Annotated in this window: 19 protein-coding genes; 13 read left to right on the plus strand and 6 right to left on the minus strand. The window is 71.3% G+C overall.

The features are described 5' to 3' along the window. Positions 1-15: 15 nt before the first annotated feature. Complete coding sequence (ssgD, locus tag ACZ6MZ_RS15160; RefSeq protein WP_389787600.1) at positions 16-429, minus strand: spore wall synthesis regulator SsgD; 414 nt, start codon at positions 427-429, stop codon at positions 16-18. A gap of 267 nt (positions 430-696) precedes the next feature. On the opposite strand from ssgD, the gene ACZ6MZ_RS15165 reads away from it, so the two are divergent. From ACZ6MZ_RS15165 to ACZ6MZ_RS15185, 5 genes are all read left to right on the plus strand, one after another. After that, a complete protein-coding gene (locus tag ACZ6MZ_RS15165) occupies positions 697-1,797 on the plus strand; it encodes an energy-coupling factor ABC transporter permease (protein WP_469352167.1) in 1,101 nt (366 codons plus the stop codon). 1 nt (position 1,798) lies between these two features. Next, positions 1,799-2,560 carry a cobalt ECF transporter T component CbiQ gene (gene cbiQ / locus ACZ6MZ_RS15170; protein WP_389787597.1) on the plus strand — a complete coding sequence of 254 codons (762 nt, stop codon included), beginning with the start codon at positions 1,799-1,801 and terminating at the stop codon, positions 2,558-2,560. Continuing rightward, positions 2,557-3,330: an energy-coupling factor ABC transporter ATP-binding protein gene (locus tag ACZ6MZ_RS15175; protein ID WP_384187787.1), complete on the plus strand. Its 774-nt coding sequence runs from the start codon at positions 2,557-2,559 to the stop codon at positions 3,328-3,330. Before cbiQ ends, ACZ6MZ_RS15175 begins: the two co-directional genes overlap by 4 nt. Before the next feature lie 89 nt (positions 3,331-3,419). After that, the gene (locus ACZ6MZ_RS15180; protein ID WP_389944383.1) at positions 3,420-4,586 is read left to right on the plus strand and encodes a serine hydrolase domain-containing protein; all 1,167 of its coding nucleotides are present in this window, start codon (positions 3,420-3,422) and stop codon (positions 4,584-4,586) included. 133 nt (positions 4,587-4,719) lie between these two features. Next, entirely contained in the window at positions 4,720-5,490 is a 771-nt protein-coding gene (locus ACZ6MZ_RS15185) for an SDR family NAD(P)-dependent oxidoreductase (RefSeq protein ID WP_469352170.1), read from the plus strand. 31 nt (positions 5,491-5,521) lie between these two features. Here ACZ6MZ_RS15185 and ACZ6MZ_RS15190 read toward each other — a convergent pair whose 3' ends face one another. From ACZ6MZ_RS15190 to ACZ6MZ_RS15205, 4 genes are all read right to left on the minus strand, one after another. Next, complete coding sequence (locus ACZ6MZ_RS15190) at positions 5,522-6,373, minus strand: EamA family transporter (RefSeq protein WP_389674293.1); 852 nt, start codon at positions 6,371-6,373, stop codon at positions 5,522-5,524. Then, on the minus strand, positions 6,370-6,867 hold the full coding sequence (locus ACZ6MZ_RS15195) for a YbaK/EbsC family protein (RefSeq protein WP_384187777.1): 498 nt from the start codon (positions 6,865-6,867) through the stop codon (positions 6,370-6,372). Before ACZ6MZ_RS15195 ends, ACZ6MZ_RS15190 begins: the two co-directional genes overlap by 4 nt. A gap of 192 nt (positions 6,868-7,059) precedes the next feature. Next, positions 7,060-8,697 carry a penicillin-binding transpeptidase domain-containing protein gene (locus ACZ6MZ_RS15200; RefSeq protein WP_469352173.1) on the minus strand — a complete coding sequence of 546 codons (1,638 nt, stop codon included), beginning with the start codon at positions 8,695-8,697 and terminating at the stop codon, positions 7,060-7,062. A gap of 182 nt (positions 8,698-8,879) precedes the next feature. Continuing rightward, positions 8,880-9,611, minus strand: a complete 732-nt coding sequence (locus ACZ6MZ_RS15205) for a glucose 1-dehydrogenase (RefSeq protein WP_389787592.1) — start codon at positions 9,609-9,611, stop codon at positions 8,880-8,882. A gap of 86 nt (positions 9,612-9,697) precedes the next feature. Between ACZ6MZ_RS15205 and ACZ6MZ_RS15210 the strand changes: the two genes are divergently transcribed. Further along, positions 9,698-10,132, plus strand: coding sequence for a MarR family winged helix-turn-helix transcriptional regulator (locus ACZ6MZ_RS15210; RefSeq protein WP_469352175.1), 435 nt, complete (start codon positions 9,698-9,700; stop codon positions 10,130-10,132). Between the two features lie 240 nt (positions 10,133-10,372). On the opposite strand, the gene ACZ6MZ_RS15215 is transcribed toward ACZ6MZ_RS15210, so the two are convergent. Next, positions 10,373-12,094 (minus strand): dolichyl-phosphate-mannose--protein mannosyltransferase, encoded by a 1,722-nt coding sequence (locus tag ACZ6MZ_RS15215; RefSeq protein ID WP_469352176.1) that lies wholly within the window; start codon positions 12,092-12,094, stop codon positions 10,373-10,375. Positions 12,095-12,147: 53 nt separating this feature from the next. On the opposite strand from ACZ6MZ_RS15215, the gene rsmI reads away from it, so the two are divergent. The 7 genes from rsmI (at position 12,148) to ACZ6MZ_RS15250 (ending at position 20,352) form a co-directional block, all read left to right on the plus strand. Then, complete coding sequence (rsmI, locus tag ACZ6MZ_RS15220) at positions 12,148-13,035, plus strand: 16S rRNA (cytidine(1402)-2'-O)-methyltransferase (RefSeq protein WP_469352178.1); 888 nt, start codon at positions 12,148-12,150, stop codon at positions 13,033-13,035. 128 nt (positions 13,036-13,163) lie between these two features. Next, positions 13,164-13,631, plus strand: a complete 468-nt coding sequence (locus tag ACZ6MZ_RS15225; protein ID WP_389787586.1) for a hypothetical protein — start codon at positions 13,164-13,166, stop codon at positions 13,629-13,631. A gap of 56 nt (positions 13,632-13,687) precedes the next feature. Next, entirely contained in the window at positions 13,688-14,557 is an 870-nt protein-coding gene (locus tag ACZ6MZ_RS15230; RefSeq protein WP_469352179.1) for a TatD family hydrolase, read from the plus strand. Positions 14,558-14,605: 48 nt separating this feature from the next. Beyond that, a complete protein-coding gene (gene rsmA / locus ACZ6MZ_RS15235) occupies positions 14,606-15,511 on the plus strand; it encodes a 16S rRNA (adenine(1518)-N(6)/adenine(1519)-N(6))-dimethyltransferase RsmA (protein WP_384187695.1) in 906 nt (301 codons plus the stop codon). Next, positions 15,508-16,413, plus strand: a complete 906-nt coding sequence (locus ACZ6MZ_RS15240; protein WP_469352181.1) for a 4-(cytidine 5'-diphospho)-2-C-methyl-D-erythritol kinase — start codon at positions 15,508-15,510, stop codon at positions 16,411-16,413. Before rsmA ends, ACZ6MZ_RS15240 begins: the two co-directional genes overlap by 4 nt. Before the next feature lie 91 nt (positions 16,414-16,504). Beyond that, complete coding sequence (locus tag ACZ6MZ_RS15245; RefSeq protein ID WP_469352183.1) at positions 16,505-18,316, plus strand: ABC-F family ATP-binding cassette domain-containing protein; 1,812 nt, start codon at positions 16,505-16,507, stop codon at positions 18,314-18,316. Between the two features lie 230 nt (positions 18,317-18,546). Beyond that, a complete protein-coding gene (locus ACZ6MZ_RS15250) occupies positions 18,547-20,352 on the plus strand; it encodes an outer membrane protein assembly factor BamB family protein (protein ID WP_469352185.1) in 1,806 nt (601 codons plus the stop codon). Positions 20,353-20,475: the final 123 nt, after the last annotated feature.

Here is a 20,475-nt window from a genome sequence, read left to right on the forward strand (position 1 = left end):
GGCCGTTGTATGTGTTCAGGTCTTGTGGAGCAGCTTGCTCAGCTCGGTCTCGACCTCTATGTCGTGCCGCTCCTCGCCGATCGGCACCATCGCGTACGTGCTCTTCAGGAACCGGCGCAGCGGCGCGGTGTCGAACTGCACCATCGCCACCCCTTCACGCGAGTGGAACTCCAGCACGGTCTGGGCGCGGCCGCAGGGCCAGACCTGGACGTCGCCGTAGCCCGACGGCAGTCGCAGGCCCGATTCGAGGAGGTCGCGGGCGAACGCCCAGACCACCTCACCCTGGTCGAGGGATACCTCGGGCGGGAACACGATGCGCATGGCGAGCGGATCGGCGCCGTCGTAGCGGAGGGTGACGGTGACGGCCTTGTGGTGGGGTGCGTCCGTGATGAGACGGGCCTTGGCGGGCTGCTCGACGACGGGTGACATCGGCTGGCTCCTCTGCGGCTGCTGCGGCGCGGAGTCCGTTTGAGGTGCGTCACAAACCATCTCTTATCGGACATTCATCACCCAATACTACAAAGGTTCTACAAAGGGTGCCGCTTGAGTCGCGTGTTCACTGATGTCTCATCTGGTGAACACCGTCCCGGCAGCCCGCATACAACCTGCTCTTGCAACTTGTTCGCAAGAGGGACCTATCATCAGACGGTTCTCGTCGCCCCGTCCCCCGTCCCCCGCAGGAAGCGGAGCCCCGCCATGCATGTCCCCGACGGATTCATCAACCTGCCGGTCTCGGCCGCCGCCGGCGTCGTCGCCGCGGGTGGTGTCGCGGTCAGCCTGCGCGGCGCGCGCCGCGAGCTGGACGAGCGCACCGCCCCGCTCGCCGGACTGGTCGCCGCCTTCATCTTCGCCGTACAGATGCTGAACTTCCCCGTCGCGGCCGGGACCAGCGGCCATCTGCTGGGCGGAGCCCTGGCGGCGATACTCGTCGGCCCCTTCACCGGCGTGCTCTGTGTCTCGGTCGTCCTGCTGATGCAGGGCATCCTCTTCGCGGACGGCGGGCTGACCGCGCTCGGGGTGAACATCACCGTCATGGCGCTGGTGACGACCGTCGTCGCGTACGCGCTCTTCCGCGGGCTGGTCAAGGTCCTGCCCCGGACACGCCGCTCGGTGACCGTCTCCGCGTTCATCGCCGCGCTGGTCTCCGTACCGGCCGCGGCCGCCGCCTTCACCGCCCTGTACGCCGTCGGCGGGACCACGGACATCCCGATCGGCAAGGTGCTGACCGCGATGGTCGGTGTCCATGTGCTGATCGGTATCGGCGAGGCCGTGATCACCGCGCTGACGGTCGGCGCCGTCATCGCCGTACGCCCCGACCTGGTGTACGGCGCCCGGGGGCTGACCGCGCCGCTGAAGCTGCGCGTCGGCGGCGAGCTGGTCGACGCCAGGCCCGCGCCCTCCGCCGCTCCGGTGGCCGGTTCGCCCGTGGCCGCCCGCTCCACCCGGCGGGTCTGGGCGACCGGCCTGGTCACGGCCCTCGTGCTGGCCGGCTTCGTCTCCTTCTACGCCTCCGCCAACCCCGACGGCCTGGAGAAGGTCGCCGCGGACCAGGGCATCGACAAGAAGACCGAGGAGCACCACACCGCCGACTCGCCGCTCGCCGACTACGGCGTCAAGGACGTCTCGAACGCCCGGCTCGCCGGCGGTGTCGCGGGTGTGATCGGAGTGGGCGCCACGGTCGCCGTGGGCAGCGGCGTGTTCTGGGCGGTGCGCCGCCGCCGTACGTCCGGGAATTCCCTGCCGGCCGGTCCCGCCGGTCCCGCCGGATCCGCCGGCTCTGTCGGCGGGAAGGCCTGACATGGGCGCGGGCCACGCTCACAAGCTCTACCGGCACGGGCACTCGCCGGTCCATGAGCTGCCCCCGCACTGCAAGCTCGCCGCCGTCTTCTGCTTCGTCGTCGTGGTGGTCTCCACCCCGCGCGAGGCGATCTGGGCCTTCGGCCTGTACGCGGTGCTGCTGGCGGCGGCCGCGGTGGTGGCCCGCGTGCCGGCCGGCTTCCTGCTGCGACGGCTGCTGATCGAGATCCCGTTCGTGGCCTTCGCCGTCCTGATGCCGTTCGTGGTCCCCGGCGAACAAGTCCAGTTCCTGGGGCTGTCGCTGAGCGTTCCCGGCCTCTGGGGCGCCTGGAACGTCCTTGCGAAGGGCACGCTCGGCGTCGCCGCGTCCGTGATCCTCGCCTCCACGACCGAGCTGCGCTCCCTGCTGCTCGGACTCCAGCGGCTCAGGCTGCCGCCCCTGCTGGTCCAGATCGCGTCCTTCATGATCCGGTACGGCGATGTCATCACCGACGAGATGCGCCGGATGTCGATCGCCCGGCGCTCGCGCGGCTTCGAGGCGCGGGGCGTACGGCACTGGGGCGTGCTGGCCAAGTCCGCCGGCGCGCTCTTCATCCGCTCCTACGAGCGGGGTGAGCGCGTGCATCTGGCGATGGTGAGCCGGGGGTACGCGGGCACCATGCCGGTCATCGACGAGGTGACCGCGTCCCGGGCGCAGTGGTCGTACGCCGCCGCCCTCCCGTTGTCGGCGCTCGCCGTCTGTCTGCTTGGCTGGACCCTATGAACGCTCTTCCCGTACCGGCGTCGCTCCAGGTCAGTGGCCTCGCGTACGCGTATCCCGACGGCCACCAGGCGCTGTTCGGCGTCGATCTGACCGTCGGGCGCGGTGAGCGGGTGGCCCTGCTCGGCCCCAACGGCGCCGGCAAGACCACGCTCGTCCTGCACCTCAACGGCATCCTCACCGCGGGGGCCGGCTCCGTGGAGGTCGCCGGGCTGCCCGTGGCGAAGCGGAATCTCGCCGAGATCCGGCGCCGGGTCGGCATCGTCTTCCAGGACCCGGACGACCAGCTGTTCATGCCGACGGTGCGGGAGGACGTGGCCTTCGGCCCGGCCGCCTCCGGACTGCGCGGCGCCGCGCTGGAGGCCCGGGTCGTCGCCGCGCTGACCCAGGTCGGGATGGCGGAGTACGCGAACCGGCCGCCGCACCACCTCTCCTTCGGGCAGCGCCGCCGGGTCGCCGTGGCGACCGTCCTGGCGATGGAACCGGAGATCCTCGTCCTCGACGAACCCTCGTCCAACCTGGACCCGGCCTCCCGCCGTGAACTGGCCGACATCCTGCGGTCGCTGGACATCACGGTGCTGATGGTCACGCACGATCTGCCGTACGCTCTCGAACTCTGCCCGCGCGCGGTGATCCTCAGCGACGGCGTCATCGTGGCCGACGGGCCCACCTCGCAACTCCTCGGCGACGAGGAGCTGATGGGCGCGCACCGGCTGGAGCTGCCGTTCGGTTTCGACCCGCGTTCCGTGTCGCCGGGGCACGTTGCACCATAGAGGGGTCGCGCCGCCGGGGCGTGGCGGGCGATGAGCGGTACGGCGCGGGCGGTGCGACGCGGGCGGTACCGGCGGGCGGGAGTGCGGGCGTGGACGTCCAGGGGACGGTGGCGGCGGGCTTCGAGCCGGTCAGGGACGCATTCGTACGGAACTTCGAGCATCTCGGTGAACGCGGCGCGGCGGTCGCCGTGTACCGGGACGGGTACAAGGTCGTCGACCTCTGGGCGGGCACGCGGAACGCGGACGAGACGACGGTCCTGGAGCCATGGGCCCTGGACACGGCGCAGGTCGTCCGCTCGGCGACGAAGGGCGTGACCGCGGCCGTACCGCTGCTGCTGCACCAGCGCGGACAGATCGATCTCGACGCGCCCGTCGGCACGTACTGGCCGGAGTTCAAGGCCGCGGGCAAGGAGCGGGCGCTCGTACGGCATCTGCTCTCGCACCGCGCCGGGGTGCCCGTCCTCGACCGGCCACTGACCCCGGCGGAGGCCGTCGACGGCACGTCGGGCGCCCTGGCCCTCGCCGCTCAGCGGCCCGTCTGGGAGCCGGGCACCGACCACGGCTATCACGCGCACACCTACAGCTGGCTTATCGCCGAGCTGGTCAAGCGGGTGACGGGGCGGAGCATCGGCCGGTGGATCGCCGAGGAGATCGCCCGGCCGCTCGGCCTGGACTTCTGGGTCGGACTGCCGGCCGAGGAAGCGCACCGGGTGGGGCGGATCGGGCCGGTCGAGGAGCCGGCGGGCGGCGGGGGCGCGCTCAGGCTGCGGCCCAAGCGGTCCGTCTCGGAGGCGTACCAGGACCCGCGGTCGCTCACCCGGCGCGCGTTCGCGGTGATCGAGCCGCGTCCCGACGAGAACGACCCGGCGTACCGCGCCGCCGAACTCCCGGCCTCCGGGGGCATCTCGACCGCCCGGGCGCTGGCCCGCTGCTACGCCGCGATGATCGGTCCGGTGGACGGCCACCGGCTGTTCGCCCCGGCGACCCTCACCCTGGCGCGTACGGAGGAGTCGGCGGGCCCCGACCGGGTGCTGGTCGTCGCCACCCGCTTCGGCCTCGGCTTCATGCTGCACGGCCCGGCCGCGCCGCTGCTGGGTCCGGGCTCCTTCGGCCACCCGGGGCGCGGCGGCTCGCTGGGGTTCGCCGACCCGGAGTCGGGGGTCGCGTTCGGGTATGTGACGAACGGGATGCGGAAGGGAGTGACGGCGGACCCGCGGGCACAGGCCCTGGTGCGGGCGGTGCGCTCGTCGTTGTGAGGCCGCCGGGCTCTGGTGTTGGCGGTGCGCGCGTGGTTGTGAGGCTGCCGGGTTCTGGTGTTGGCGGTGCGCGCGTGGTTGTGAGGCTGCCGGGTTCTGGCGTTGGCGGTGCGCTCGGCGACATGATCGCTGGATGCAGCGATTCGACGGATACGGCGTACTGATCACCGGAGCGGGCCAGGGCATCGGCGCGGCGACCGCCCGTCGGCTGGCGGCCGAAGGAGCGCGCGTCCTGGTCACCGACCTGGACGAGAAGCGGGCCGCGACGGCGGCCGGGACCATCCCTGGCGCGGTGGCGTTCGGCTGCGACGTGGCCGACCGGTCGTCGGTCGAGGCGGCGGTGGCGTATGCCGTGGAGTGCTTCGGCTCCCTCGACGTCCTGGTCAACAACGCCTACGCGTGCGCGCCCGACGCCCCGCTCTTCGAGGACGAGCCGGACGAGGTCTGGGCGCGTGATCTCGACATCACCCTGACGGGCGCCTTCCGCTGCGCCCGCGCTGCGCTTCCGCACCTGGTGGCGTCGGGCCGGGGCTCGATCGTCACGATCGGCTCGGTCAACGGCGAGCAGGACTTCGGCAACCACGCCTACAGCGCGGCCAAGGCGGGCCTGACGAGCCTCACCCGCACCCTCGCGGGCCACGCGGCGCCGCGTGGTGTCCGCGTCAACCTCGTCGCGCCGGGGACGATCCACACGGACGCCTGGACGGGCCGCGAGGCCGAATTGGGCCGCGCGGCCGCCCACTACCCGATGGGCAGGGTCGGCACCCCGGACGACATCGCCGCCGCGGTCGCCTTCCTGGCGTCCCCCGACGCCTCCTGGATCACGGGCACGACCCTGCCGGTCGACGGCGGCCTCCTGACGAGCAACGTGGGCCTGCGCCGGGCGATCGGCGGCCAGGACTGAGGGGTGCGGGAGGAGTGTCCTGTCCGCTCGCTCAACTCGTGTGGAGCATCAGGCTGATGCCCACCACCATCAGGCCCGCCGCCGCGATTCTCGGGGTGCCGAAGCGTTCCTTGAAGAAGACCGCGCCGATCGCCGCGCCGACGATGATCGACGATTCGCGCAGGGCGGCGACCGGGGCGAGCGGGGCGCGGGTCTGGGCCCAGAGGACCAGGCCGTACGCGATCAGGGAGAGCACCGCGCCGAGCAGGCCACGGGCCGCGTGCGGGCGCAGCTGGGCCAGGAGCAGGCCGCGGCGGGCGTACAGGGCGTAGGCCGGGATCAGGACGCCCTCCAGGATCATCAGCCAGGCGATATAGCTGATCGGTGAGCCGGAGTTGCGTACGCCGACGCCGTCCACGACGGTGTACGCCGCGATCGACAGGCCCGTCGCCAGCGCGGCCAGCAGGGCGGGCCACTGCGGCGCGGTCTTCGAGCCCCGGATGCCCCACAGGGCGACGCCGACCAGACCCGCCGAGGCGATGGCGACGCCCGCCCCCTGCCAGGCGTCCAGGGACTCGCCCACGAAGACGGCGGCCAGCACGGTGACCACCAGCGGGGCCGTGCCGCGGGCGATCGGGTACATCTGGCCGAAGTCCCCGAGGCTGAACGACCGCATCAGCAGCGCCTGGTAGCCGACGTGCAGCAGCGCGGAGACGATCAGATACGGCCAGGCCGCCGCGTGCGGCAGTGGCGCGAAGCAGGCGACGACCGCGCCGATCACCGTCGCGCCCCCGGCGATCAGGGTGAAGGCGACCAACTGGTCCTTGATCGTATGGGCGATGGCGTTCCAGCTGGCATGGGTGAGGGCGGCCACCAGGACCGCGGCGGCGACGAGGGGAGTCACCCCTTGCGCTCACGGACGTCCACCACGGTGCCGCCGGCGTGCGTGACCAGGGACGTGGGGTCCATGGGGAACACCGTGTGCGGAGTGCCGGCCGCCGCCCACACCACCGCGTGGCCGAGCAGCCCCTGATCGGCCAGCACCCGGGTCTTCGTACGGTGGCCGAAGGGCGGCACGCCGCCGATGGCGTAGCCCGTGGTCTCCCGGACCAGCTCGGCGTTCGCCCGCTTGACGGCGGCCGCGCCCAACTCCTGCCGTACGCGCTCCACATCGACCCGTGAGGCGCCGTCCATCAGCACCAGGACCGGCACCCCGTCGGCCTCGAAGACCAGCGACTTGACGATCTCGCCGAGGCCGCAGCCGACGGCGGCGGCGGCCTCGGCGGCGGTGCGGGTGGCGTCCGGGAAACGGCGGACCCGTTCGGTGAGACCGTCGAGGCCCAGCTCACGCAGGGCCTCGACGAAACGGGGATGGGCGGCGGTTTCGGGAGTGCTCATGGACCGCACGCTAGCGGTCGCGGTACGGGCCGTGCGACCGGCTTCCGGACTCCGCCCGGAGCGGCCGGTGGCACGGAGGCGTACGGGACCGGCCGCGGAGCCGGTGGCACACGGGCGTACGGGACCTGTCCCCGGGGCCAGTGGCAGAGAGGCACGCGGGACCTGCCGCGGGCCGCACCGTCACCCTGGGCCTCATCCCGCGCCCAGTACCGCCGCCACCACCGGGCCCGCCGCGTCGCCGCCGTGACCGCCGGCCTCGACGACCGCCGCCGCGGCCAGGTCGTCCTGGAATCCGGTGAACCAGCTGTTGGACGTGGTCTGGCCGTCGACCTCGGCGGAGCCGGTCTTCGCGCCCTTGTCGCCGCCGAGCCCCGCCATCGCGTTCGCGCCCGTGCCGCTCGTCGCCGTGAGCCGCATCATGTCGCGCAGCTGCTGGGCCACGGAGTACCGCAGCGAGCGCGTGGCGGTGGCCAGTTGCCGGTCGTCCAGCGAACGCGCCACGAGAATGGGCTGCTTGAACGTGCCGTTCTTGGCGGTGGCGGTGATGGACGCCATGTTGAGGACGTTCATCTGCACCGTGCCCTGCCCGATGTACTGGGCGGCCGCCTCGCCGCCGGTCGCGGACGGAACGCTGCCGTCGTAGGACGGGACGCCGGTCTGCCAGTTGTCGAGGCCGATACCGAAGACCTGCTCGGCCTCGTTCTTGAGCGCGGAGTCGTCCTTGGTGTCGTCGATCAGCTTGATGAAGGCGGTGTTGCAGGAGCGGGCGAAGCTCTGCGCGAAGGTGCCGTTCGGGATCGAGAAGCCGTCCAGGTTCTGGAACGTACGGCCCTGGTACATCGCGGTCGCCGGGCACTCGGCCGGCCGCTGGGCGGAGACCAGGTTCTTCTCCAGCAGCATCGCGGCGGTCACGATCTTCATCGTGGAGCCGGGCGCCTGCTTGCCGAGCATCGCCGCGTTGAAGCCGTCCGTGCGGTTGTTGGCGACGGCCAGGATCTCGCCCGTACTCGGCTTGACGGCGGCGACCGACGCCTCGCTGTACTTCTTCACCGCCTGCTCGGCGGCCGCCTGCACGTTCGCGTCCAGCGTGGTCCTGAGCGTGCCCGTCCTGCCCTTGGCGAGCGTGAGCAGCGTCTCTCCAGGCGTGCTGTCACCGTCGCTCCTCAACGCCAGTTCGACGCCCGGCGTGCCGCCCGCGTCGGCGCCGTACCGTTTCCTCAGCTGGTCGAGAACGGGCGCGAGCGAGGGGTACTTCTCCTTCGTCAGCACCTTGCCGTTGCGGTCGACCGCCTCGATCGGCGGGGTGGCGGCCTCGGTCGTGGCCAGGTGAGTGTTCTTCGTGAGCTTCGGATGGATCACCGAAGGCGCCCAGTCGACCAGCGGCCGCCCGGTGGTCAGCCCGCGCACCACCGTCAGCTCCGAGCTGTACGACCAGGGCTTGGTCTTGCCGTCGAGCGCCACCGTGGCCTTGACCGTGAACGGCACCTTCGCGCCGACCGCTTTCCCCGGTGTGATCACCGCGTCGGTGACATGGGCCTCGTCGCGGTAGCCGCTGATGACGGGCGACGCGGCGGTGGCGTTGTTGGTCAGCTGGGCGACGTCGGACGCCTCGCTCCCGCTCGCCCAGGCGGTCAGGAACGCCTTCGCCGCCTTGTCGATCTCCTCGGCGCTCAGCGGTCCTGTCTCGATCTCGCGCGTCGCGGACGTGCTGGTGGTGTCCGAGATGCCACCGGTGATCCCGCTGTAGACGTTGTACGCGCCGTATCCCACCCCGCCGGCGACGACGAGGAACACTCCGCCGACCACGCCGACCTTCACTCCACTGCGCATCTGTGCAGTCCCCCTCCCCAGGAGCTCCTTTGAACATGTTCAAAGGAAGTATCGGATGCACTCTACGGGACAGGCGCGTCAGGAGGGGGAGCGTTATCGGACTGCGACGGGCCGCTGTTTCGCGCCGCGCCGGGCCAACTGGTGGCCGTCATCGGCCGGCTTTTCGGTGCAGAGCCGAATCGTCAGAACAACCCGCCACCCGCTCGGATGGCCTGGCCGGTGATCCAGCGGGCGGCGTCGGAGACAAGGAAACCGACGACGTCGGCGATGTCGTCGGGCCGGCCGAGGCGGCCGAGCGGGATCTGTGTCGCCAGCTGCTCGCGGGCCTGAGGCGGCAGCTGGGCGGCGAGCGCATCGGTGTCGGTGGCGCCGGGGAGCACGCTGTTGACGGTGATGCGGCGTGGGCCCAGTTCGTGGGCGAGGGTGCGGACGAGCACGTCGCCCGCGGCCTTGGAAGCACCGTAGACGCCGGATCCGGGGCGCTGGGTGACAGCCGCTCCGCTGGAGACGACGACGATCCGCCCGCCGTCGCGCACCCGTATCGCGGCCTCGCGCAGCGCGGTGAAGGTGGCGCGGGTGTTGGTCCGGAACATCACATCGAAGTCTTCGTCGGTGGTCTCGGCGATGGATGCGAAACGGGCGACGCCGACGTTGCACACCACGATGTCGAGGCCGCCGTACTCCTTCACCGCGGTGTCGAACAGCCTCCGCAGCTCGGCCGGCTCGGCGGCGTCGCCACGCACGGCTGTCGCCCGGCCACCGGCCGCCTCGACGGCGGCGACCGCCTTTGCCGCGGAGTCCGCGTCCGAGCGGTAGTTGACGACGACGGCCGCGCCGTCCGCGCCCAGGCGTTCGGCGACGGCGCGGCCGATTCCACGTGAGGCACCGGTGACGACGGCGACACGGTCACTCATGCAATGCTTCCCTTGGTCGACTAGATCGTTGGTCGATACCCTCGACTAATTGGTCGAGGGTGTCAACCAACGACTAGGATCGCGCCATGGAGCCGACCTCCGAAGACCGCCACCTCGCGCGGACTCTCTCCGCACTCCACCGGCAGGTGGCGCTGCGATACGGAACCGTCGCCCGCCGAGCGGGGCTGACACTGCAACAGGCGGAGCTGCTCTGCCAGCTCGAGCGGTCCGCACCCTCCTTCGGCCAGCTGGCCCGGTTGCTCGGCTGCGACAAGACCAACGTCACCGGACTCGTCGACCGCCTGGAGCGGCGCGGCCTCGTGCGCCGAGAGACCGACCCGGCCGACCGCCGGGTGAGCCGCGTTGTCCTCACCGACGAGGGGCGCAAGGTGGGCGAGGAGATGAGCGACGCGTTCGCCTGCGCTGTGGCAGAGCGCTGCGCCACCGTGCCGCGCACCGATCTCGCCCGCCTCGCCACGATCGGCGCCGCCGCGGCCGACGCCCTCGGCGACGCGAGCTGACTCCGCCACCGCCCGGAAGCTCTTGAGCGGTTGATGGTTCGCTCCGCCGGCCGGCATCGGTGCCGCCGTCGGACCGACGCGTGTCCCCCACGTACGTGGCCCGGAGTGGGGCCGTGTGTGGGCCGTCCGGGGGCGGCCCAGCACGACCAGCAAGGGCCAACAAGGACCACCGCGGATGCGGCGCGCGAGTACGCCGCATTCGCCGTCGTCGCAGCTAGGCCCTGTCCGACCGGACAGGACCTAGACCCAGGTGTCGAACCACATCCGGTTGCGCCAGGAGTCCACGGGGATCGAGGTGCCCGTGTAGAGCGGCCAGAAGTAGATGAAGTTCCAGATGATCAGCAGGACCAGCACGCCCGCGCCGACCGCGCCGATCGTCCGGCGTCTCTCGTCCGAGCCCGCCGGGCCGACCAGCGCGCCCACCAGCATCGCCACCGCGAGACACAGGAACGGCACGAAGACGACCGCGTAGAAGAGGAAGATCGTCCGCTCCTGGTACAGGAACCACGGCGCCCAGCCCGCCGCGACGGCGCAGGCGATGGCGCCCGCGCGCCAGTCGCGCCGGAAGAACCAGCGCCACAGGACGTAGCAGAGCGCGAAGCCCGCCGCCCACCACAGCAGCGGGGTGCCGATCGCCAGCACCTCGCGGGCGCACTTGCCGGCCGTCGACGCCGGGCAGCCGTCGGAGCCGGCCGCCGGATCCTCGTAGAAGTACGAGACGGGGCGGCCCAGGACGATCCAGCTCCAGGGGTTCGACTGGTAGGTGTGGCCCGAGGTCAGGTTCACATGGAAGCTGTAGACCTCGTTCTCGTAGTGCCACAGGCTGCGCAGCCAGTCCGGCAGCCAGGTCCAGTGGCCGCCCTTGCCCTGGGTCTCGGCCCAGTTCCTGAAGTAGCCCTTGTCACTGACGATCCAGCCGGTCCACGAGGCGACGTACGTGACGATCGCCACCGGCACCGTCGAGAAGAAGGCCGGCACGAGGTCCCGCCGGAGCACCGCCCAGTACGGCCGCACCGCGCCCGCCGTCCGGCGCGCGCCGACGTCCCACAGCACGGCCATGATCCCGAAGGCGGCCAGGATGTAGAGCCCGTTCCACTTCGTCGCGAAAGCCAGGCCCAGCATCAGCCCGGCCGTCAGCCGCCACGGCCGCCAGCCGAGCCGCAGGTACTCCGCGACCTCGACGTCGGGGCGGAGCACCCCCTCCTCGTCCACCGGGAGCGCGGCCGCCAGCCGCCGCCGTGACCAGTCGCGGTCGATCAGCAGACAGCCGAAGGCGGCCAGCACGAAGAACATCAGCACGAGGTCGAGGAGCGCGGTACGGCTCATCACGAAGTGCAGGCCGTCGACGGCCAGCAGCGCGCCCGCCAGGCATCCGAGGAACGTCGAACGGAACAGCCGCCGCCCGATCCGGCACAGCATCAGCACCGACAGGGTGCCGAGCACCGCCACCATGAAGCGCCAGCCGAAGGGCGTGAACCCGAACAGCTGCTCACCGAGGCCGATGACCCACTTGCCCACCGGCGGATGGACGACGTACCCGGGGTCGGTCGGCACCGGGACCAGGGACGGATCCTTCAGGATCTGCTTGTCGATGTCCTTGGGCCAGCTGCCCTCGTAGCCCTGGTTGATGAGCGCCCAGGCGTCCTTCGCGTAATACGTCTCGTCGAATATCACCGCCTTGGGGCTGCCCAGGTGCCAGAACCGCAGCACCCCCGCGACCAGGGCCACGAGCAGCGGCCCGCCCCAGGCCGACCAGCGGACCAGCCGGTCCGCGAGGAGGGGCGGCACCGCGAGCACGGCCCACAGCCGCTCCGAGGGGCGGGTGTACGGCGGCACCAGCCGCTCGCGCAGCCCGATCACCGGCCGGGGCGCATGGCCGAATCGGCGGAGCCGCTGAGGCCATGAGGGCGGCTTGTCGCCGGCGTCGTGCCCCTGTAGGGCTTCTGGCGCAGTACTGGTCACCGCGCCATCGTAGGGAACGCCGCTGTGCGAGGGGTGCGTCGCGCCCTGCGAGGATGGCGGATGTGAACGGAACGCTGGTACTCGCAGGGACGCCCATCGGTGATGTGACGGACGCGCCGCCCCGGCTCGCCGCCGAACTGGAGACCGCCGACGTGGTCGCCGCGGAGGACACCCGGCGGCTGCGCCGGCTGACGCAGGCGCTGGGCGTGCAGACCCGTGGCCGGGTCGTGTCGTACTTCGAGGGCAACGAATCCGCCAGGACGCCCGAGCTGGTCGAGGCGCTGGTGGGCGGGGCGCGGGTGCTGCTGGTCACGGATGCCGGCATGCCGTCCGTCTCCGACCCGGGGTACCGGCTGGTGGCGGCGGCCGTGGAGCGGGACATCAAGGTCACGGCCGTGCCGGGACCGTCCGCCGTGCTGACCGCGCTGGCGCTCTCCGGGCTGCCCGTGGACCGCTTCTGCTTCGAGGGCTTCCTGCCGCGCAAGGCGGGCGAGCGGCTGAGCCGGCTGCGGGACGCCGCGGCCGAGCGGCGCACCCTCGTGTACTTCGAGGCGCCCCACCGGCTCGACGACACCCTCGCCGCGATGGCCGAGGTCTTCGGCGCCGACCGCCGGGCCGCCGTCTGCCGCGAGCTGACCAAGACGTACGAGGAAGTGAAGCGCGGCGGCCTCGGTGACCTGGCGGCCTGGGCGGCCGAGGGCGTACGGGGCGAGATCACCGTCGTCGTCGAGGGCGCACCGGAGTCGGGGCCCGGGGAACTGGATCCCGCCGAGCTGGTGCAGCGGGTGCGCGTGAGGGAGGAGGCGGGGGAGGGGCGCAAGGAGGCCATCGCCGCCGTCGCCGCCGAGGCGGGGGTGCCCAAGCGCGAGGTGTTCGACGCGGTCGTCGCGGCAAAAAATGCCGCGCGAACGTCCCCCGCGGACGGTAAAGGACTATCGTGAAAAGCAAAGCGCAGACCGCGTGCCGGGCCTTTGGGGCATGAGAAGGCCAAGAGCATTCCATTAATCGACAGGCGCTGATGCGCTCCCGCCATTAAAGGCGTCCACTGGGTCAGTGGAGAGGAGCTGGCATGAGTGAGATCACGGGCACCGCCGTAGCCCACGAGGCATATGCCTTTTGTTGCATGCGTTGTGGGCACGGCTGGGAGCAGGCCTACGACATAGAGCATCACGTCGACGGCTCGGGGCAGAATTTCGTCGTTTACAAGTCCAACGGGGTGCGGGTACCTTCGCCGCTGTCCAGCCCGTCCTGCCAGAACTGCGGCGGGCACATCGTCCGCATCATGCGGTCCGGGCAGGTCTCGTCCGTACGGGCTCTGATGATGGAGCAGTACCACCCCGCCAAGAGCCCGGCCAAGGGCAAGCGGGCCGGGAAGACGAAGACGAAGCCGGAGCCCGCGGAGGGGTCCGCGCAGCCCGCCGAGGAGATATCCGCCGGATCGGCCGACGGCATACCCGCCGGCGCCTCCGCCGCCGGGGCGGGCCGGCACCACTGGCATCTCTCCGATCTGCTGCACCCCTTCCACCACCGCACGTGAGCCGCCGCTTCCACCGCACGTGAGTCCATGGGCGCGATCCTCGTAGGATCGCGCCCATGAGTTCGAAGCACGCCGCGCCGCCACTGCCCGAGCCCCTGCGGGTGCCGGTCGCCGATTCGCACACCCACCTGGACATGCAGGACGGAACGGTCGGGGAGGGCCTGGAGAAGGCCGCCTCGGTCGGCGTGACGACGGTGGTCCAGGTGGGGTGCGACCTCAAGGGCTCGCGCTGGGCCGCCGAGACGGCCGCGGCGTACGAGAACGTGCACGCGGCGGTCGCCCTGCACCCGAACGAGGCGCCCCGCATCGTGCACGGCGACCCCGACGGCTGGTCACGGCAGGGCGCCCGCGAGGGCGGCGGCGACCCGGCGCTGGACGACGCGCTGGCGGAGATCGACCGGCTGGCCGCCCTGGTCCAGGTGCGGGCCGTCGGCGAGACGGGGCTCGACCACTTCCGGACCGGGCCCGAGGGCATGGCCGCCCAGGAGCGCTCCTTCCGCGCCCATATCGAGATCGCCAAACGCCACGGCAAGGCGCTCGTCATCCATGACCGCGAGGCGCACGCCGACGTGCTGCGGATCCTCGCCGACGAGGGTGCCCCGGAACAAACGGTCTTCCATTGCTATTCCGGTGATGCGGAAATGGCCGAAATTTGCGCTGCGGCGGGTTACTACATGTCTTTCGCAGGCAATGTGACATTCAAAAACGCTCAGCCGTTGCGTGATGCGCTCAAAGTAGCGCCAATAGAGCTTGTTCTTGTGGAGACGGATGCGCCTTTTCTCACTCCGGCGCCCTACCGGGGGCGGCCGAATGCGCCCTATCTCATTCCGGTCACGCTGCGTGCGATGGCCGAAGTGCGCGGGATCGGTGAGGACGCCATGGCGGAGGCGATTTCACGCAATACGGCGCACGCCTTCGGTTACTGACCCATAACGGCGCCCGGGGGCGCTCCGGCGCGGCCGTAGGCTTACCCGGTGAGCACCACTGAGCCCGACGCCCTCCTGGGCCCCGCAGACATCCGCGAGCTGGCCGCAGCGCTGGGCGTACGCCCGACGAAACAGCGCGGGCAGAACTTCGTCATCGACGCCAACACCGTCCGCCGGATCGTCCGCACCGCCGACGTGCGCCCGGACGACGTCGTCGTGGAGGTCGGTCCCGGGCTCGGCTCGCTGACGCTGGCGCTGCTGGAGGCGGCGGACCGGGTGACGGCCGTGGAGATCGACGACGTCTTGGCCGGGGCGCTGCCCGTGACGATCGAGGCGCGGATGCCGGCGCGCGCCGGGCGCTTCTCGCTGGTGCACTCCGACGCGCTGCGGGTACGGGAGCTGCCGGGCCCCGCGCCCACCGCGCTGGTCGCCAACCTGCCGTACAACGTGGCCGTGCCGGTCCTGCTGCACATGCTGGAGCACTTCCCGACCATCGAGCGGACCCTGGTGATGGTCCAGGCCGAGGTCGCCGACCGGCTGGCCGCGGCGCCGGGGAACAAGGTGTACGGCGTGCCGTCCGTGAAGGCCAACTGGTACGCGGACGTCAAGCGGGCGGGATCGATCGGCCGCACCGTCTTCTGGCCCGCGCCCAATGTGGACTCCGGCCTCGTCTCCCTGGTGCGCAGGGCCGAGCCGGTGAAGACGACGGCCTCCAGGGCCGAGGTCTTCGCGGTCGTCGACGCGGCCTTCGCGCAGCGCCGCAAAACCCTGCGGGCGGCCCTCGCCGGATGGGCGGGATCCGCCCCGGCGGCCGAGGCGGCGCTCGTCGCGGCGGGGATCTCGCCGCAGGCGCGCGGCGAAGCGCTGACGGTGGAGGAGTTCGCGCGGATCGCGGAGTCGAAGAACGCGGAGTCCAAGGGCGCGGAGTCGCAGGCGAAGGGGGACGGCGCGTGAGCGTCACCGTACGAGTACCGGCCAAGGTCAATGTGCAGCTGGCGGTGGGCGCGGCCCGCCCCGACGGCTTCCACGACCTGGCGAACGTCTTTCTGGCCGTGGGCCTCTACGACGAGATCACGGTCACGCCCGCCGACGAGCTGCGCGTCACGTGCTCGGGCCCCGACGCGCACCAGGTGCCCCTGGACGAGACGAACCTCGCGGCGCGGGCCGCGCTCGCGCTGGCGCGGCGCCGCGGCATCGACCCGCACGTCCACATCCACATCGCCAAGGACATCCCGGTCGCGGGCGGTATGGCGGGCGGCAGCGCGGACGGCGCGGGCGCCCTGCTGGCCTGCGACGCGCTCTGGTCGCTGAACTCCTCGCGGGACGAGCTCCTCGCCCTCTGCGCCGAGCTGGGCAGCGATGTGCCGTTCAGCCTGATCGGCGGCGCGGCGCTGGGCACAGGACGCGGCGAACAGCTCACCGTCCTGGAAACCGGCGGCGCCTTCCACTGGGTGTTCGCGGTCGCCGACGGCGGCCTGTCCACGCCCGCCGTCTACCGCGAGTTCGACCGGCTCGGCGCGGGCACGGACGTCCCGGCCCCGGCCGCCGACCCCGCGCTGCTCGACGCCCTGCGCACCGGCGACGCCGTCGCCCTGGCAGGCACCCTGGCCAACGACCTCCAGCCCGCGGCCCTCTCCCTGCGCCCCTCCCTGACGGCCACCCTCGCCGCCGGCACCGCCGCGGGCGCCCTGGCCGCCCTGGTCTCCGGCTCCGGCCCGACCACCGCCTTCCTCACCAAGAGCCCGGAAGCGGCCGCCGAGGTGGCCGAAGCCCTACGGACCTCCGCCACCTGCCGCACCGCCCGCGTAGCCCCGTCCCCAGCCCCGGGCGCCACGATCGTGGCCGGCCCCGCCTGACGTACGCCGGACGGTGCGAGGGCGGCAGGCCGTCGCACTGTTCCCGGCGACTACGCTGGGACGTCGATCGATCCCCCCGTACAGGAGTGAAATGGCCGTCAATCTGGTCAATGTCGAGGCAGTCACCAAGGTGTACGGCACCCGTGCGCTGCTCGACGGTGTCTCTCTCGGCGTCTCCGAGGGGGACCGGATCGGGGTTGTGGGGCGTAACGGCGACGGCAAGACGACCCTCATCCGGATGCTGAGCAAGCTGGAGGAGCCCGATACCGGGCGGGTCACCCAGAGCGGGGGGCTGCGGCTCGGGGTGCTGACGCAGCACGATTCGCTCGATCCCGAGGCCACCGTCAGGCACGAGGTCATCGGTGATCTCGCCGATCACGAGTGGGCCGGCAACGCCAAGATCCGGGATGTGCTGACCGGGCTGTTCGGCGGACTGGACCTGCCGGGGTTCCCGCAGGGGCTCGACACCGTCATCGCGCCGCTCTCCGGTGGCGAGCGGCGCAGGATCGCGCTCGCCAAGCTGCTCATCGGCGAGCCGGATCTGATCGTGCTCGACGAGCCCACCAACCATCTCGACGTCGAGGGCATCGCCTGGCTGGCGGAGCATCTGCGGGCCCGGCGGTCCGCGCTCGTCTGCGTCACCCACGACCGGTGGTTCCTCGACCAGGTCTGTACGCGGATGTGGGACGTCCAGCGCGGTGCGGTGCACGAGTACGAGGGCGGCTACTCCGACTACGTCTTCGCCCGCGCCGAGCGCGAGCGCATCGCCGCGACGGAGGAGGTCAAGCGGCAGAACCTGGTCCGCAAGGAGCTGGCCTGGCTGCGCCGCGGCGCCCCCGCACGTACCTCCAAGCCGCGCTTCCGGGTCGAGGCGGCCAATGAGCTGATCGCGGACGTACCGCCGCCCCGCGACACCTCCGAGCTGATGAAGTTCGCCAACGCCCGGCTCGGCAGGACCGTCTTCGACCTGGAGGACGTGACCGTCCAGGCGGGTCCGAAGGTGCTGCTCACCCATCTCACCTGGCAGCTCGGCCCCGGCGACCGGATCGGCCTGGTCGGGGTGAACGGCGCGGGCAAGACCTCGCTGCTGCGCGCGCTCGCCGACGCCGCCCGTACGCAGGGCGACGTCCAGCCCACCGCCGGGAAGGTGATCGTCGGCAGGACCGTGAAGCTGGCGTACCTCTCCCAGGAGGTCACCGAACTCAAGCCCACCCTGCGGGTACTCGAAGCGGTCCAGCAGGTGCGGGACCGCGTCGACCTCGGCAAGGGCCGGGAGATGACGGCGGGTCAGCTGTGCGAGCAGTTCGGCTTCACCAAGGAGAAGCAGTGGACGCCGGTCGGTGATCTGTCCGGTGGCGAGCGGCGCAGGCTCCAGCTGCTGCGGCTGCTGATGGACGAGCCGAACGTCCTCTTCCTCGACGAGCCCACCAACGACCTCGACATCGAGACGCTCAACCAGCTGGAGGACCTGCTCGACGGCTGGCCGGGCTCGATGGTCGTCATCTCCCACGACCGGTTCTTCATCGAGCGGACCACCGACAAGGTGATGGCCCTGCTCGGCGACATGACGCTGCGGATGCTGCCGCGCGGCATCGACGAGTATCTGGAGCGGCGCCGCAGGATGGTCGAGACCGCCGTCCCGGTGCCCGCGCAGGCCACGGGAGTTGAGCGCCCGGCGGGTTCCGCGTCGGCCAAGGACGGCCGCGCGGCGAAGAAGGAACTGCAGAAGATCGAGCGTCAGCTCGACAAGATGTCCGGCCGTGAGACCACGCTGCATCAGCGGATCGCCGATAACGCCACAGACTTCGAGAAAGTGGCCGAACTTGACGCGGAGCTCCGTGAGCTGACCGGTGAGCGTGAAGAGTTGGAGATGCGCTGGCTGGAGCTCGCGGAGGACGCGTAGAGACGGCGTGCAGGGCGCGTAACGAGCGCATCACGGGCCGGTTCTCCCTTGGGAACAGGGGCGGACCGGCCCGTCCCGTACACCAGTCCGAGTGATACAAAGAAGCCCCGCTCGACTGATGTGACGATGCGGAATCCACACTCGAATCACTCCATTCCGGGGGGTCAGCCGCCGGGATCGCGGGGGAGGCCGATCGGGTGGTGGTCCGCACGCGAAGGGGGAAAGCGCTGATGACCCAGCCACCCGGCCAGCAACCGCCGCAGGGAGGCTTCGGCGCTCCGCAGGACCCGCAGCAGGGGGTTCCGCAACCGCCCCCGCAGCCCCCGCAGATGCCGCCGCCGCAGATGCCGCCGCCCCCGCAGCCGGGCTACGGCTATCCGCAGGCGCCGGGCCAGGTACCGGGCGGGGCACCGGGTCCGTACAACCAGCAGCCGGGGCCGTACGGTCAGCAGCCGGGACCGTACGCTCAGCCCGGCCCCTACGGCCAACAGCCGGGCCCCTACGGCCAGCAGCCCAATCCGTACGGTGGCGGCTATCCGCCCCAGCAGTTCCCCGGCGGACCCACCCCGCCCCCCGGCGGTGGCGGCGGCAAGAACTTCTTCTCGGGCAAGCCCGGCGTCATCGTCGCGGCGGCCGCCGCAGCGCTGCTGGTCATCGGCGGTGGTACGTGGTTCGTCCTCAGCGGTGATGACGGCGGCACCAAGCCGGTCGCCGACAAGAGCCAGGACGCCAAGCCGAGCGGTTCGCCCAGCGTCGACGAGGGCGACGGCACCGGCGGTGGCCGCGAGGCGAACGACGACCTCAACGCCGGGCGCAAGGACGGCGAGTCCAAGGTGCTGTGGCTGCAGACGAACGACGTGGACCTGCCGCGCAACGGCTCGGACGTGTTCGGGCCGTGGTTCCACGGCGACACCGTCGTCAAGGCCATGTACAAGCAGGTCGTGGGCTATTCGGCCACCGACGGCAAGAAGAAGTGGACGCTTACGCTGCCCGCGGAGCTGTGCTCGGCGCCCTTCGCGCCCTCGGCCGACGGCAAGATAGTCATCGGATTCAAGAACGGCACCGCCGACACGGCCGACTGCGACCAGATCCAGTTGGTCGACCTCACGACCGGCAAGGGCGGCTGGAAGAAGGAGATCCCCAAGGCGGGGCTCTTCGACCTGCTCTCCGACATCACCCTGGCGATCAGCGGGGACACCGTCACGGCCGCCCGCACCGGGGGCGCCAACGCCTTCCGGATGAGCGACGGCAAGGAACTCTTCAGCGAGCTGCCCGGCGACTGTCAGCCGTACGCCTTCGCCGGCGGCGCCAAGCTGATCGCCGCCGAGAGCTGTCCGATCGGTGACGCCAGCGTGGCGCCGAACCAGGTGCAGGAGCTCGACCCGGTCACCGGCAAGGCCAAGTGGACGTACAAGGTGAAGAAGGACTGGGAGGTCGACAAGGTCTACTCGGTCGACCCGCTGGTCATCTCCCTGAAGAACGCCGAGAAGAAGAGCTGGAGCATCCTCGCGCTCAACGCGAACGGCACCCTGCGCTCGCAGATGGAGGGCGGCGACGACAAGTTCCAGCCCGAGTGCGGCGGCAGCTTCATCGTCCTCGGCCAGAACCTGGAGGGCTGTGTCGGGGTCGCCGCCGACGCCACCACCTTCTACATGTCGACCGCGCCCGACCAGAGCGGCACCGCAGGCACCAACGAGGTCGTCGCGTTCAACCTGGCCACCGGAAAGCAGAAGTGGCGTTCCAAGGCACCGGCCGGACGCGTCATGACGCCGCTGCGCATGGAGGGCGGAAACGTCCTGGTCTACATGGAGGCCACGTACGACAAGGGCGGCGTGGTCGCGACCGTGGCCCCGAGCGGCGGCGCCCCCAAGACGCTGCAGCGGCACCCGGCGTCGACGGCCCAGATCGAGAACGACTTCTACTCCTCGACGCTGGCCTATGTGGACGGCCGTTTCTATGTGACCAGCGGCCGGGTCAGCGCCGGGAACGACGCCGAGGAACTGCAGGCGAAGACCATGATGGCCTTCGGCGAGTGACCACGGCCTGACGTCCTTCCGTCCCCGGCTCCCCTTCTCCGAGCTTTCCCGCGCTTCTCCCGCGCTTCTCCCGCGCTTCTCCCGCGCTTCTCCCGCGCTTTCCGAGTTCCCTTTCGAGGTACG

The sequence above is a fragment of the Streptomyces sp. NPDC042201 genome (assembly GCF_055582185.1).

Excerpts from the sequence above, each read along its gene's own strand:
- ssgD (WP_389787600.1), bottom strand. The coding sequence starts at position 429 with ATGTCACCCGTCGTCGAGCAGCCCGCCAAGGCCCGTCTCATCACGGAC.
- ACZ6MZ_RS15165 (WP_469352167.1), top strand. The coding sequence starts at position 697 with ATGCATGTCCCCGACGGATTCATCAACCTGCCGGTCTCGGCCGCCGCC.
- cbiQ (WP_389787597.1), top strand. The coding sequence starts at position 1,799 with ATGGGCGCGGGCCACGCTCACAAGCTCTACCGGCACGGGCACTCGCCG.
- ACZ6MZ_RS15175 (WP_384187787.1), top strand. The coding sequence starts at position 2,557 with ATGAACGCTCTTCCCGTACCGGCGTCGCTCCAGGTCAGTGGCCTCGCG.
- ACZ6MZ_RS15185 (WP_469352170.1), top strand. The coding sequence starts at position 4,720 with ATGCAGCGATTCGACGGATACGGCGTACTGATCACCGGAGCGGGCCAG.
- ACZ6MZ_RS15195 (WP_384187777.1), bottom strand. The coding sequence starts at position 6,867 with ATGAGCACTCCCGAAACCGCCGCCCATCCCCGTTTCGTCGAGGCCCTG.
- ACZ6MZ_RS15200 (WP_469352173.1), bottom strand. The coding sequence starts at position 8,697 with ATGCGCAGTGGAGTGAAGGTCGGCGTGGTCGGCGGAGTGTTCCTCGTC.
- ACZ6MZ_RS15205 (WP_389787592.1), bottom strand. The coding sequence starts at position 9,611 with ATGAGTGACCGTGTCGCCGTCGTCACCGGTGCCTCACGTGGAATCGGC.
- ACZ6MZ_RS15210 (WP_469352175.1), top strand. The coding sequence starts at position 9,698 with ATGGAGCCGACCTCCGAAGACCGCCACCTCGCGCGGACTCTCTCCGCA.
- rsmI (WP_469352178.1), top strand. The coding sequence starts at position 12,148 with ATGGCGGATGTGAACGGAACGCTGGTACTCGCAGGGACGCCCATCGGT.
- ACZ6MZ_RS15225 (WP_389787586.1), top strand. The coding sequence starts at position 13,164 with ATGAGTGAGATCACGGGCACCGCCGTAGCCCACGAGGCATATGCCTTT.
- ACZ6MZ_RS15230 (WP_469352179.1), top strand. The coding sequence starts at position 13,688 with ATGAGTTCGAAGCACGCCGCGCCGCCACTGCCCGAGCCCCTGCGGGTG.
- ACZ6MZ_RS15245 (WP_469352183.1), top strand. The coding sequence starts at position 16,505 with ATGGCCGTCAATCTGGTCAATGTCGAGGCAGTCACCAAGGTGTACGGC.
- ACZ6MZ_RS15250 (WP_469352185.1), top strand. The coding sequence starts at position 18,547 with ATGACCCAGCCACCCGGCCAGCAACCGCCGCAGGGAGGCTTCGGCGCT.